Source organism: Ureibacillus sp. FSL K6-2830, assembly GCF_038004145.1.
GTDB lineage: Bacteria > Bacillota > Bacilli > Bacillales_A > Planococcaceae > Ureibacillus > Ureibacillus thermosphaericus.
Map to the genome: position 1 here is coordinate 2,753,876 of NZ_JBBOQR010000001.1, position 13,742 is coordinate 2,767,617.

At 35.0% G+C, this 13,742-nt stretch carries 14 protein-coding genes; 10 read left to right on the top strand and 4 right to left on the bottom strand.

Annotation, left to right across the window (positions count from 1 at the left end; all coding sequences use genetic code 11):
* Positions 1–133: 133 nt before the first annotated feature.
* The gene (locus NSU17_RS13655; protein WP_340705270.1) at positions 134–1,072 is read left to right on the top strand and encodes a class I SAM-dependent methyltransferase; all 939 of its coding nucleotides are present in this window, start codon (positions 134–136) and stop codon (positions 1,070–1,072) included.
* A gap of 59 nt (positions 1,073–1,131) precedes the next feature.
* Here NSU17_RS13655 and NSU17_RS13660 read toward each other — a convergent pair whose 3' ends face one another.
* Both NSU17_RS13660 and NSU17_RS13665 read right to left on the bottom strand, forming a co-directional pair.
* Complete coding sequence (locus NSU17_RS13660; RefSeq protein WP_340705271.1) at positions 1,132–2,094, bottom strand: acyltransferase family protein; 963 nt, start codon at positions 2,092–2,094, stop codon at positions 1,132–1,134.
* A 223-nt stretch (positions 2,095–2,317) separates the two neighbouring features.
* Positions 2,318–2,764 (bottom strand): universal stress protein, encoded by a 447-nt coding sequence (locus tag NSU17_RS13665; RefSeq protein ID WP_016837110.1) that lies wholly within the window; start codon positions 2,762–2,764, stop codon positions 2,318–2,320.
* 276 nt (positions 2,765–3,040) lie between these two features.
* Between NSU17_RS13665 and ald the strand changes: the two genes are divergently transcribed.
* The 6 genes from ald (at position 3,041) to NSU17_RS13695 (ending at position 8,879) form a co-directional block, all read left to right on the top strand.
* Positions 3,041–4,162 carry an alanine dehydrogenase gene (ald, locus tag NSU17_RS13670; RefSeq protein ID WP_340705272.1) on the top strand — a complete coding sequence of 374 codons (1,122 nt, stop codon included), beginning with the start codon at positions 3,041–3,043 and terminating at the stop codon, positions 4,160–4,162.
* A 182-nt stretch (positions 4,163–4,344) separates the two neighbouring features.
* Positions 4,345–5,517, top strand: a complete 1,173-nt coding sequence (locus NSU17_RS13675; protein WP_340705273.1) for an ABC transporter substrate-binding protein — start codon at positions 4,345–4,347, stop codon at positions 5,515–5,517.
* Between the two features lie 42 nt (positions 5,518–5,559).
* Positions 5,560–6,441 carry a branched-chain amino acid ABC transporter permease gene (locus NSU17_RS13680; RefSeq protein WP_016837113.1) on the top strand — a complete coding sequence of 294 codons (882 nt, stop codon included), beginning with the start codon at positions 5,560–5,562 and terminating at the stop codon, positions 6,439–6,441.
* 5 nt (positions 6,442–6,446) lie between these two features.
* Positions 6,447–7,397 (top strand): branched-chain amino acid ABC transporter permease, encoded by a 951-nt coding sequence (locus NSU17_RS13685; RefSeq protein WP_016837114.1) that lies wholly within the window; start codon positions 6,447–6,449, stop codon positions 7,395–7,397.
* Positions 7,397–8,170: an ABC transporter ATP-binding protein gene (locus NSU17_RS13690; RefSeq protein WP_016837115.1), complete on the top strand. Its 774-nt coding sequence runs from the start codon at positions 7,397–7,399 to the stop codon at positions 8,168–8,170. The genes NSU17_RS13685 and NSU17_RS13690 overlap by 1 nt, the downstream gene beginning before the upstream one ends.
* Positions 8,163–8,879: an ABC transporter ATP-binding protein gene (locus tag NSU17_RS13695; protein ID WP_340435872.1), complete on the top strand. Its 717-nt coding sequence runs from the start codon at positions 8,163–8,165 to the stop codon at positions 8,877–8,879. Before NSU17_RS13690 ends, NSU17_RS13695 begins: the two co-directional genes overlap by 8 nt.
* Before the next feature lie 48 nt (positions 8,880–8,927).
* On the opposite strand, the gene NSU17_RS13700 is transcribed toward NSU17_RS13695, so the two are convergent.
* Positions 8,928–10,019, bottom strand: coding sequence for a M24 family metallopeptidase (locus NSU17_RS13700; protein ID WP_340705274.1), 1,092 nt, complete (start codon positions 10,017–10,019; stop codon positions 8,928–8,930).
* Between the two features lie 137 nt (positions 10,020–10,156).
* On the opposite strand from NSU17_RS13700, the gene NSU17_RS13705 reads away from it, so the two are divergent.
* Both NSU17_RS13705 and NSU17_RS13710 read left to right on the top strand, forming a co-directional pair.
* Positions 10,157–10,837 (top strand): metal-dependent hydrolase, encoded by a 681-nt coding sequence (locus NSU17_RS13705; protein WP_016837118.1) that lies wholly within the window; start codon positions 10,157–10,159, stop codon positions 10,835–10,837.
* 179 nt (positions 10,838–11,016) lie between these two features.
* Positions 11,017–12,324 (top strand): DRTGG domain-containing protein, encoded by a 1,308-nt coding sequence (locus NSU17_RS13710; RefSeq protein ID WP_016837119.1) that lies wholly within the window; start codon positions 11,017–11,019, stop codon positions 12,322–12,324.
* Between the two features lie 51 nt (positions 12,325–12,375).
* On the opposite strand, the gene NSU17_RS13715 is transcribed toward NSU17_RS13710, so the two are convergent.
* A complete protein-coding gene (locus NSU17_RS13715; protein ID WP_340705275.1) occupies positions 12,376–12,684 on the bottom strand; it encodes a YtpI family protein in 309 nt (102 codons plus the stop codon).
* Positions 12,685–12,782: 98 nt separating this feature from the next.
* Here NSU17_RS13715 and NSU17_RS13720 point away from each other — a divergent pair, with 98 nt between their 5' ends.
* Positions 12,783–13,724: a DHH family phosphoesterase gene (locus tag NSU17_RS13720; protein WP_340705276.1), complete on the top strand. Its 942-nt coding sequence runs from the start codon at positions 12,783–12,785 to the stop codon at positions 13,722–13,724.
* The last annotated feature ends 18 nt before the right edge of the window (positions 13,725–13,742 follow it).

Here is a 13,742-nt window from a genome sequence, read left to right on the forward strand (position 1 = left end):
ATAGTTTTATGATAACAACTTTTTATGTAGACAAAGTCAAAGATGGCTTTGTCTACACTTATTTTCTACTATGTTCCTGTCGTTCTAATCGTAACTCCATAAAAAAATGGAAATTAATGAAAGGAAGAATTTGATGGAAAAGATAGAGCAAATATTTACCTTTATCAATAAAAAAACAGAGGAACTTGAAAAAACAGAGTCCTCTACATATTTAGAGAGTGTCTTAACAACTCTTAAGGGGATACTTGATGGAAAATATGAATTACCCTTTGAAGCAGCAACGAAGGAAGAAATGCGTAAAGCAATTCAGCTTTCTATATTAAAAGGAATGCGCGAATCTTCTCAACCAAATCACCAAATGACACCAGATTCTTTAGGCTTATTAATAACGTATTTCGTTGAACAATTTTTTGAGGAAACATTAAAAGATGGAACAATTTCAATTTTAGACCCGGCTTTAGGAACAGGTAATTTATTGTTTACGATTATGAACAAATTGGATGGAAAAGTGTTCGCAACGGGTGTGGAAGTGGATGAATTGTTAATTCAATTAGCTGGGGAAATTGCAGAGCTTATTGAACAACCAATTCAGTTATACCACCAAGATGCGTTAAGGCCATTGCTAGTTGACCCTGTAGATGTGGTAGTTTGTGATTTACCAGTAGGATTTTATCCGAATGATGATATTGCAAAAAACTATGAATTGTGTTCTAAAGAAGGGATGAGTTACGCTCATCACTTATATATTGAGCAAGCATTAAATTATACGAAAGATGGCGGTTATTTGATTTTTTTAATCCCTGCAACTTTATTTGAATCGGAACAAGCTGAAATGTTGCATAAATTTTTGAAGAAGTATGCGTGGATTCAAGCTGTGATGCAGCTTCCAGAAAATATTTTTAAATCGAAATTGCATGAAAAAAGCATTTTAATATTGCAAAAGAAAAGTGATACGATGAGGCCGCCAAAAGAAGTATTATTAGCGAAGGTGCCGAATTTATCCAATAAGCAAGCATTATTATACTTCTTTGAAAAAGTGAAAATTTGGAAAGAACAAAATGCGAGAAAATAGGAAATTTATAAAAAAAGAGGAGATGTCTAATTTTATAGACACACCCCTTTAAACACCTATTAAAATTTTTTGTACAATAACGTATCAACGAAGTGGACGACCGGTTTTCTTGACAAACAGTATACAATTAATAAGCTGAATACAAACAATAACCAATATTGGCTTGATTCAATGATATACGACTTTATTGAAGACTCACGGAAAACTCGAACAATAGCCATATGAAGCAAATAAATCACCATTGTAGATTGGCCGATGGATGTAAGATAGCATTGTTTTTTAGGAACGAGGGAAAAAAAGGTATACAACGCTAACAGCTGAATACCGTATGTACTTAATCTTATGAGTGCTGAATATTCTAAGAGATTCGTTATTTCTTCATATGGTCTTTTTCCAAATAACCAAAATCTGAAGTCGATTGGTACATAGAGAACTATGATGATAAAACCTACGATGGCAAGTACTGTGCCAATAAATACGTTGATTTTGGATTTTATTTTGACAAAATGCTGTTCTTTTAAATGAAATCCAGCTAAGAAAAACGGAAAGAAGAAAAAGGTGCGGGACAAACTTAAAAATTCATCCACTTCAGTATCATAGCCAATTAATAGAGAAATAAGAATTGCGATTGGAAGTCCATATTTTAATTTTCCAAAGAAATATAAGAGAATATTCCAAAATAACAAACTCATCAAAAACCAAAGTCCCCATCTTGGGATAAATAAACTATAACCTATCGAGTCTCCAAATATTAAATCATAGTAAAAAGTGTACAACACTTGAAAAATAATATAAGGGATGAGGAGTTTTTTGATGAGTTTTTTAAAATAGCCTTGTTTATAAACTTTTTTTGCAAAATAACCAGAAATTAAAATGAATGCTGGCATATGAAATGTATAGATGAAAAGATAAATATTTGCTAGAATCCTTTCATTTTCTATATACTCACTAATCATATGACCAAACACAACGAGGAAAATCAATATTGCTCTTGCATTATCAAAATATGAATTTCGTTTCAATAGAATCATTCTTTCTATATTTATTGTGAACTCAAAGGAGTAGAAGCCAACTAAAAAAGCAAAATGAGCGTTTTAGCGGCGGTTAATTGAGAACAGATATAGTTGTATCATAATTCGACAAAAACTTCTATTGCAAAAAGATAACAAAAACTTTAATATTTTATGTTAATCAAAAAAACCCTTTATGATTTCGAAATCATAAAGGGTTAAAATCTATACTAGATTAATTTTCAGGCGTGCGAACTACAAGAACATCACATTTTGCAGAGCGAACAATTGCTTCTGATACTGAACCGATTAAGAAACGTTCAACGGCATTTAGACCAGTAGCACCGCAGACAATTAAATCAGCATCTACTAATTTGGATAATTCTTTTGTAATGATTGTTTTTGGAGATCCGTATTCAATGATTACGTTCACATTTTTTACGCCAGCTTCTTCAGCTTTCTTTTTATATCCTTCAAGTAATTCTTCAGAGAACGCCTGTGCTTTTTCAGCGATTGAGCGATCATATGCTTCAATTGCTGCAAAAGAGCGAGTATCAATTACATTCACTAAGTTTAATTTTGCATCTTCGTTTTGTTTAGCGATTTCAGTTGCTTTTTTAAAAGCGTATTCTGCTTCTTTAGAACCATCCACAGCCACCACAATACTCTTATACTTTGTCATATTGTTTACCTCCTTTAACTATGTTTCTATTATATCAAATTTTCAGACAATGAGAATGCTATTTTAGTTAAAAATGAAAAACATTCACAAAATCTTCTAATTATTGTAAATGATTTTCTACAATACTGTAATTTTTTATATTTACAATTATGAATAATGTGAAGAAATTTGGAAGAAAAATTTTTCAAAAAATAATTTAATTTTTTTTTAACAATTGATAGAATAGTGGTGATTGATTTTTTATTACGAATATTCAAGCAAAGGATGGGAGTTTTCGTGAAAATTGGAATACCTAAAGAAATAAAAAATAATGAAAATCGTGTAGCAATGACACCTGCAGGGGTTGTAACGTTAACGAATGCTGGTCATGAAGTATATATTCAAAAAGGTGCTGGACTAGGCTCTTCATTCACTGATGAAGACTATATTGCTGCGGGAGCAAAAATTGTTGACACTGCTGAAGAAGCTTGGTCACAGGAATTAGTTTTAAAAGTAAAAGAACCAATTGAAAGCGAATACAAATATTTTTATGAAGGACAAATCCTCTTCACTTACTTGCATTTAGCACCTGAATACGAATTAACACAAGCGTTATTAGATAAAAAAGTAATTGGAATTGCATATGAAACAGTGCAATTACCAAATCGAGCATTACCATTATTAACACCAATGAGTGAAGTTGCTGGAAAAATGAGTGTCCAAATTGGGGCGCATCATTTAGAAAAATTAAATGGTGGTAATGGAATTTTATTAGGCGGTGTACCTGGTGTACCCCGAGGAAAAGTTACAATTATCGGTGGGGGAGTAGCTGGAACAAATGCTGCACGCGTTGCTATCGGCATGGGTGCAGATGTAACAATTATTGAACTGAATCCGGATCGTTTACGTCAATTAGAAGATATCTTTGGATCTTCTGTTAAAACATTAATTTCTAATCCGTATAATATCGCAGAGTCTGTGAAACAATCAAATCTTGTAATCAGTTCGGTTCTAATTCCTGGTGCAAGAGCTCCTAAATTAGTAACGGAAGAAATGGTAAAACAAATGAAGCCTGGTTCTGTTATCGTTGATATTGCGATCGACCAGGGTGGAAGTACGGAAATTACAGCGAACAACCCTACTTCTCACGATAAGCCAACATTTGAAAAATACGGTGTTTTACATTATGCAGTTCCGAACATTCCAGGAGCAGTTCCAAGAACATCAACAATTGCGTTGACAAATGTAACGGTTCCTTATGCGTTACAAATTGCCAATAAAGGATATAAACAAGCTTGTTTAGAAAATGAAGCACTGAAAAAAGGTCTAAACACGTTAAATGGATATGTTGTGTATAAAGCGGTTGCAGATGAGCAGCAACGCGAATATGTATCTGCTGATACACTGTTGCAAGACTAATTATAACTATTTCAAATACTTGGGAATACTTATGTATTTCCAAGTATTTTTTTATTTTATTAGAAATTTTTATAAATAGAGTTTGTAATATTTTTAAAATTCGATTAATAGAATAATAAATAGAGATTTACATTACTCCAATAGTGTAAATTAATAGAATTGAATTTTTAGGGGGATTCAAAATGCAAAAGTTTCTAATTATTTTAGCAACATTCATGTTAATTCTATTAACAGCTTGTGGTAGTTCATCAACATCAACAAACAGCGGAGGACAAAGTAAAACAAGTATTGAAGACGAAACATCTGGAGAGGTAATTCAAGCAAAAATCGGGGTAATTTCATACCTATCTGGTGCAGGGGCTGCCTATGGAGAGGCGATTACACAAGGGTTGAAATTAGCTCAAAAGGAAATTAATGAAAAAGGTGAAGTGAATATTGAATTAGTAATTGAAGATTCTGCTGGTGAAGCGGAACAAGCGGTAAATGCCGGTCAAAAATTAATGGCCGATGATTCTATTCTTGCAATTATTGGACCAACGCTTAGTACGGAATTTTTCGCGGTTGCACCTGAAGCTGATTTAAACGGTATTACAATTATGGGTACATCTACAACAGCGGACGGAATTCCTGAAATTGGAGATTATGTATTCCGAAATTCAATTCCGGAAGCGTTAGCAATTCCTGCTGCAATGGAAAAAACAGTAAAAAGAACAGGAGCAAAAAAGGTTGCCATTATTTATGGGAATGATGATGCTTTTACAAAAGCGGGATTTGAAGTGATGAAAAGAACTGCGGAAGAAATGGGCTTAGAAATTACAACAATTGAAACATATCAAAAAGGTCAAAGCGACTATAAAGCACAGCTAACGAAAATCAAAAATACGAATCCAGATTTAGTTTTAGCTTCTGCTTTATATAACGAAGGAGCCGTTATTATCGATCAAGCGCGGAAGATGGGCATTACTGTTCCGTTCGTTGGAGGAAATGGATTTAACTCCCCTCAAGTTTTAGAAATTGCAGGCGATGCTGCAAACGGTTTAATTGTAGGAACACCGTATTTCGGGGATTCTGCAGATCCAAAAATTGTTGAATTTAACAAAAAATACGAAGAGGAATATGGGAAAAAGCCTGACCAATTTGCTGCGCAAGCATATGATGCTCTTTATATTTATGCAGATGCATTAAAGAGAGCGGGAACAGGTGATGATCGAGATGCATTCCGAGATGCACTAGCTGAGACGAAAGATTTTGAAGGGATATTAGGACTATTTTCATTCAATGAAGTTGGTGATGTCGTGATGGATGTTACAGTTGTAGAAATAAAAGATGGGAAGTTTGTAGAATTCGAGGAATAACCTCGAATTCTACTTTTCCTTATATGAAAAGGGTGATGGTTATTGCTAATTGAACAGTTGATTAATGGGATTACATTAGGAAGTATTTATGCGATTGTCGCCCTTGGGTTTACTCTAGTTTTTGGCGTATTAGGCATCATCAACATGGCCCATGGCGAAATTTTTATGGTAGGAGCTTTTATTGGTGTATTGACGACGAGTGTATTAGGTTGGCCGTTGTGGCTTGCTTTTCTTGCGTCGATAGTCGTTACTTCCTTATTAGGTTATCTGTTAGAAATCTTCAGTTTACGCCCTCTTAGAGGGAAAAAGGGAGTATCCCATTTGGCTCCACTAATTAGTACGATTGGTGTATCAATCTTTCTTGAAAATTTATCTCATCATATGTTCGGAGCTGGAAATAAGCCATTTCGAACTGCTTTTGCAGAAATTCGTTTTGAAATTGGTTCAATAACAATTTATTTAGTACAAATTACGATTTTTGTTATTTCCGTCATATTAATGGTCGGATTATCCGTTTGGCTTTCAAAAACAAAAGCTGGTAAAGCCCTGAGAGCTACGGCAGAAAATTTAGAAACAGCAAGTATTCTTGGAGTGGATACGAAAAAAATCATCACATTAACGGTGATTATCGCTTCCGGCATGGGAGGCATAGCAGGTATTTTAGTAGGTATGGCCTTTAACTCGGTAAGTCCACAAATGGGTTTATCTATGGGGTTAAAGGGTCTTGCCATCATTATTTTAGGTGGTATGGGCAATGTGAAAGGAGCAATGGTTGGGGGGCTAATCCTCGGTTTATCTGAAACGTTGCTTGTTGCTTATGGCGATTCGGGATATCGAGACGCTATCGCATTTATCATGATAATTCTTATTTTATTAATTCGACCACAAGGTATATTTGGATCCAAGACGGCAGAGGGCAGGTGATAAGAATGTTAGGAGAACTATTAAATCCATATTATTTACAAGTTTTATGTTTCATATTAATTAACATAATGTTAGCCCTTAGTATATATGTTCCGTTATCAAGTGGGCAGTTATCTTTAGGAAGTGCAGGATTTATGGGAATTGGTGCATACACATCCGCCCTTCTAACGATTCATTATGAACTTCCACTTTATGTAACAATCTTAGTGGGTGCCCTCTTAGCAGGTGTAATTGGTATTATCGTTGGAATCCCATCATTAAGATTAACGGGTGTATATTTGGCAATTGCAACATTAGGATTTGGAGAGGTTATTCGTGTTCTCTTTGTCAATTGGGAAAGCTTGACGAAAGGCTCAGTTGGTTTAACTGGTATTCCTCAGTTGGGGAGGGAATTGCTAAAGTTTGCAAAAAGTATCGGAATAGAACCTAGTGCTCTAGGTTTGAAAAATAATCAATTTGTTTATTTATCCCTTGTCATTGTTTTATTAATAATCGTTTTATTCATTTTATGGTTTGTCATTCGTCAACAAAATTCAAGAATTGGACGAGCTTATTCTTCCATACAAATGGACGAAAAAGCGGCGGAGTCAATGGGAATCAATATCACGTACTATAAAGTATTAGCATTTGCACAAGGAGCTTTTATCGCAGGACTTGCTGGTGCACTATTTGCACATACAATTGGCTATATTTCTCCATCTGATTTTTCATATCATCGCGCAGTAGAAATTTTGATATTTACAGTCTTTGGCGGCAGCGAAGTAATAATTGGTTCCGTTTTTGGAGCAACCATTTTAACATTATTGCCTGAAGTACTACGTTTTGTAAGTGACTATCGATATATATTTTATGGGATTATGCTCGTGATTTTAATGGCTGTTCGCCCTCAAGGAATATTAGATCTTCATTTGTTTTATCGATTAAAAGGAAAACGTATTAAAAGGGGGACTAGCTAATGGTCCTTGAAGTGAAAAACATTACAAAACGTTTTGGCGGGATTACCGCATTAAAAAATATCTCTTTTACAATTCAACAAGGGGAAATTTATGGATTAATTGGTCCAAATGGTGCTGGTAAAACGACGATGTTTAATTGCATTACAAATATTGTTGAACCGACAGAAGGTGAAATTTTTTTTAATGGAGAAAAAATTACAAAACTAAAGCCATATAAAATAACCGAAAAAGGCATTTGTAGAACTTATCAAAATATTCGACTGTTTCCGCAAATGACAGCGTTACAAAATGTAATGGTCGGTGGGCATTCAAGAATTTCAGCGGGAGTCTTCAGAAGCGTAATTCGAACGAAATCTCAAAAGCAAGAAGAGAAATTATTAAAAGAAAAAAGTGAAGAATTATTAGAATTAGTTGGACTTGGTCAATTGAAAGACCAATTTGCAGAGAATTTAGCATATGGTCAACAAAGAAGATTGGAGATTGCTAGAGCATTAGCAAGCAATCCGACTTTATTGTTGCTTGATGAACCGGCAGCAGGCATGAACGAAACGGAAACGGATAATTTATTTGATTTAATAAAAAAAATACAATCTATGGGAATTACAGTACTCATTATTGAGCATGATATGTCGCTTGTCATGAGGTTGTGTGATCGAATTACCGTTCTGAATTTTGGTGAGAAATTGGCAGAAGGGACACCGGATGAAATTCAAAATAATGAAGCGGTGATTGAAGCCTACCTCGGTAAAGAGGAGGAAGAGACAATTGCTTAAGTTAACAAACATTGAAACGTATTATGGACAAATTCAAGCATTAAAAGGAATACATTTAGAAGTGGAAGAAGGAAAAATTGTAACACTTCTTGGAGCTAATGGCGCTGGTAAATCAACGACGATGCGAACAATTGCTGGCCTTATAAAACCAAAAAGGGGAACGGTAGAATTTTTGGGACAAAATGTAACGGGAATGCGTCCACACCAACTTTTGAGGAAAGGTATCTCCCTCGTTCCAGAAGGTCGTGCAATTCTATCTACCATGACCGTTTTAGAAAATCTTGAAATGGGCGCTTATCATCGTAAAGATCATGATGTGAAAAGAGATATACAAAATGTAATGAAACGATTCCCGATTTTGGAGGAGCGCCAATCACAGCTGGCTGGTACGTTATCTGGCGGCCAACAACAAATGCTTGCAATTGCACGTGCATTACTTGCAAAACCGAAGCTATTATTATTAGACGAGCCTTCTATGGGGTTAGCTCCTCTAATTGTTGCGGAAATATTTAATATAATTAAAGAAATCAAAGAAGATGGAACGACGGTGCTGCTTGTGGAACAAAACGCAAAACAAGCATTGAAAATTGCTGATTATGGATATGTAATGGAGACGGGAAAAATAATTATTGAAGGACCTGCGGATGATTTACTCAAGGATGAGCGAATTGTCGAAGCATATTTAGGAAAGAAAAAAACGACCGTCTAAAATAAAAGAGCTTCCCAATATCTAATAGACGTTGGGAAGCTCTTTCAATTATTGGATAATGATTAATTCTTTTGGATATTTTGTTAGGACTTCAACACCATTTTCCGTTACGACAACATCATCTTCTATACGAACTCCAGCCACATCGGATTTGTAAATGCCAGGTTCAATTGTAAATACCATTCCTGGTTTTAATTTCATTTCATTTGTTCCAGTAATTGATGGGAATTCGTGTACTGAAATACCAAGACCATGGCCTAATCGGTGAGTATAATATTCACCATATCCTGCATCAGAAATTATATCCCGGGAAATTTTATCTAAATCCATGCAGCGAATTCCAGGTTTCACTGATTTTATGGATTCTTCGTTTGATTTTTTTACTGTTTCATAAATCTTTCTTTGTTCTTCGTTAATTTCCCCGAATGCAACGGTGCGAGTGATATCGGAACAGTATCCTTCGTAAATTACCCCTAAATCAAACAACACAAAGTCGCCTTTTTGAATAGTGCGATTTCCTGGAGTACCGTGTGGAGATGCAGCTTTTGGACCAGATAATACAGTCGTTTCGAAGGACATGGAATAACCTTTTTCCTTAATAGCACTTTCAATAATGTGAACAATTTCTAGTTCAGTAATACCTTCCTTGATGGCCTTTACACCGACATCAATTGCATAATCGGCTAATTCAGCGGCTTTTCTTAATTTATCCAGTTCTTCTTTATCTTTCATTACCCGAAGCTCGTTTATTTGATTATCAATTGGAACAAAACGAGCATTAGGGAAGAAGGCTTGTAGAGCTTCAAATCGTTCAACTGTTAAATGCCCTTTTTCAATAGCAATTGTTGAAATATTGTTCGTACGAGAATGTATTTCGTTAGCTAATATATTCCATGGTTGATCGGTATCACTATGACCAACAATATCAAATGACCAACCCGAAGATTTCACATCAGAGATTTCCATTTTCGGACATATGATGAATGGGTCTGCATTTTGAAAAATCGAAATACCTAGTAATCTTTCGTGGGGATTACTTTTAAACCCTGAAAAATAAAATACATTATCTGGATTTGTAACGAAGGCTATATCAATTTCCTGCTCCTTTAAGTAAGATTGGATATTTATCATTTTGCTCATTAGACGTTCCTCCAAGTTTGGTTTATATATTACATAAAAGGAAATATAACAGTATTAGTATAGCAAAAAGAAGGAAAAAAGAAGGTTTTGTAGAAATATAAATGATGAAATTTTATTTATTTAAAGGGGGAAACATAATGGAAATTTCTTACCATGGTCATTCCGTCGTAAAAATTAAAACAAATGGCACAACGATTTTAATTGACCCGTTTATTACAGGAAACCCTTTAACTGATTTAAAAGTTGAGGAAGAAAAGCCAGATGTGATTTTATTGACACACGGTCATAATGACCATGTTGGAGATACGATAGCGCTGGCGAAAGCGAACAATTCGCAAGTAGTGGCGCTAAATGAGTTGGCAGTATATTTACAAAAACAAGGTGTCAATGCCCATCCAATGGGAGTTGGAGGAGCTTATGAATTTCCATTTGGTAAAGTAAAATATACGCTTGCTTTCCACGGTTCTACTTATGAAACTGAAACAGAAGTTGTTAATGCAGGAAACCCTGGTGGAATCTTGTTCTACGCGGAAGGTTTAACAATTTATCATGCAGGCGATACAGCGTTATTTGGTGATATGAAATTAATTGGTGACCGAAATGAAATTGATGTTGCCTTTTTACCGATTGGTGATAACTTTACAATGGGCCCTGAAGATGCGGCATATGCTGTGGAATTATTAAGACCTAAAACGGTTGTACCAATTCATTACAATACGTTCCCACTCATCAAACAAGATCCGAATGACTTTGCGAAGTTGGTGAAAAATAGTAAAGTTCAAATTTTAGAAGCAGGGCAAAAAGTAGAATTGCCTTAAACTTATAAAACATAAAATCAAAAAGTTTTTTAAATGAATAGCAATAGAGAAAGTGAGTTATGGAGATTTTGTCGATTATTGTAAAATATCCATGACTACTTTCTCGATTTTTTTCTATACATAATTGAAAATATGTTACACTATGGGAGGAGAAAGTACGATGAAAATAGGTGATATCGATGTCCACAAAACATGAAAAAATATTGCAATATATCGAGTCACTTCCTATTGGCGAAAAAATATCAGTCCGACAAATTGCAAAAGAAATGCAAGTAAGCGAAGGTACGGCATATCGAGCAATTAAAGAGGCAGAAAATCGAAGTTTGGTGAGTTCCATTGAACGCGTAGGAACGATTCGAATTGAAAAGAAAAAGAAGGAGAATATTGAACGTCTAACTTTCGCGGAAATCGTCAATATCGTAGATGGACAAGTGCTCGGTGGAAAAGCTGGGTTGCATAAAACGTTGAATAAATTTGTCATCGGTGCAATGCAATTAGAAGATATGATGCGCTATACCGACCCTGGAAGTCTTTTAATTGTTGGTAACCGTTTTAAAGCTCATCACAACGCTTTAAAAACTGGTGCAGCAGTATTAATTACAGGTGGATTTGATACGACAGAAGAAAATAAAAGACTCGCGGATGAACTGGAGTTGCCAATCATCTCATCTAGTTATGATACATTTACAGTAGCAACGATGATTAACCGTGCCATTTATGACCAACTCATTAAAAAAGATATTTTGCTAATAGAAGATATTTATGTACGTTTGGAAGATACAGCAAAATTAAATGTCGGACAATCGGTTGCTGATTTTCATGCATTAAATGCCCACACAACGCACGGAGCATTCCCGGTTGTTTCAAAAAATAATAAATTAGTGGGGATTGTCACTGCTAAAGACGTGATTGGGAAAGATGAAAATGAATTAATTGATAAGGTAATGACAAAACAACCGATTTCCGTGTCAATGAAAACAAGCGTCGCTTCTGCAGGCCACCGAATGGTTTGGGAAGGGATTGATTTACTTCCTGTCGTGGATGATGATGGATATTTACAAGGTGTAATCAGCCGTCAAGATGTATTAAAGGCATTGCAAACGTCCCAACATCAACCGCAACATGGTGAAACGATTGATGACATCGTAAAAAGTGAAATGAAAGTACTTGGTGAGGAAGAAGTAATAGTTGAATTTACAGTAACGCCTCAAATGACAAACCAGTATGGTGCGATATCTTATGGTGCCTTTACAACATTGTTGACGGAAGTTGGATTAATTGCACTAAAAAGACGAAAACGTGGAGATGCGGTAGTAGAAAACATTGCAACCTATTATATTAAACCAATTCAAATGGATAATGTGTTAAAAGTTGTTCCACATATATTAGATATGAGTAGAAAATTCGTAAAAATGGATTTTGATGTTTATCACGAAGAAGCGCTTGTTGGAAAAGCGATGGCTACTTTCCAGCTGTTAGATCGTTAGTAAATGAAAAAGGTTGTCCAAAAGAAATTGGACAACTTTTTCATAAATCGATTATTGCTTATTTAATTCATATTCTTGTTGAACAAATTTTCCTTCATGTTTTGCACGTTTATAACTGTGATAAGATTCCATTAGTCCGACAACAACGAAAACAACACCAACTATATTACCTAATAATGTATCTTGAATAATGAAGGTATTTAAACCAAAAAATACAACGAAAAGACCTAAAGCAACACCGGCTTTCGCTTTATACCATTTTTTTTGTATCGGCAATGAAGTGCGAAATTGTTTCGTTTTATAGTAAAAATAGGCGGCAAATGAAATGATGATGAAAGTTACAAATAACGCATTTAACATTTTCAGAACCTCCTAAACAAACTAAAATTATTGTAACGATTTTTTTATAAAAATGCTAATATATTAAAAAATTTTCAATAACTTTGGAGGGTACCAATTTGAAGCGACGAATCATTGATACTATTGAACAATATGATACAGTTATTATTCATCGACATATCCGTCCGGATCCTGATGCATACGGTTCACAATTCGGTTTAAAAACATTAATTAAAGATAATTATCCCAATAAAAAAGTGTATGCAGTTGGTACGCATGATGAATTATTATCCTACTTGGCTCATCCTGATGAAGTTTCCGATGAAGAATATAAAGGGGCTCTTGTCATCGTAACGGATACTGCAAATACTGAGAGAATTGATGATGACCGATATTCTAATGGAAATTTTCTCGTAAAAATCGATCACCATCCTAACGATGATGCATACGGAGATTTAGTATGGGTTGATACGGAATCCAGTTCCTGTAGCGAATTAATCTACGAATTGTATGAAGAAGGTCGAGAATACAAAGGATGGAAAATGTCTGAAGAATGTGCGAAATTTCTTTTTGCAGGCATTGTGGGAGATACAGGGAGATTTTTATATCCTAGCACAACTACTAAAACCTTTGAAGTTGCAGGGCAATTAGTTAATTATCAGTTCAATCGCAACGAAATCTATAATGGCATGTATGAAATGGATCCAAACCTATTGAAATTGCAAGGATATGTATATCAAAACTTTACAATGGACGAAAATGGCGCTGCATATATTAAACTACCAAAAGAACTGCTTGAGGAATACAATGTCACTACTTCCGAAACTTCTTCTTTAGTAGGGTCACTAAGTAATATTAAAGGTGTTCGGGCATGGGCGTTCTTTGTCGAAGAACCTCATGAGATTCGAGTGCGACTGCGTTCAAAAGGTCCAATTGTCAATGAGCTCGCCAAAAAATACCATGGAGGTGGACATCCTCTAGCTTCTGGTGCAACTGCTTATTCATGGGAAGAAGTAGACCAAGTAATTGCAGATTTAAAACAACTTTGTAAAGAATATTAATAAATACAGGAGGGATGC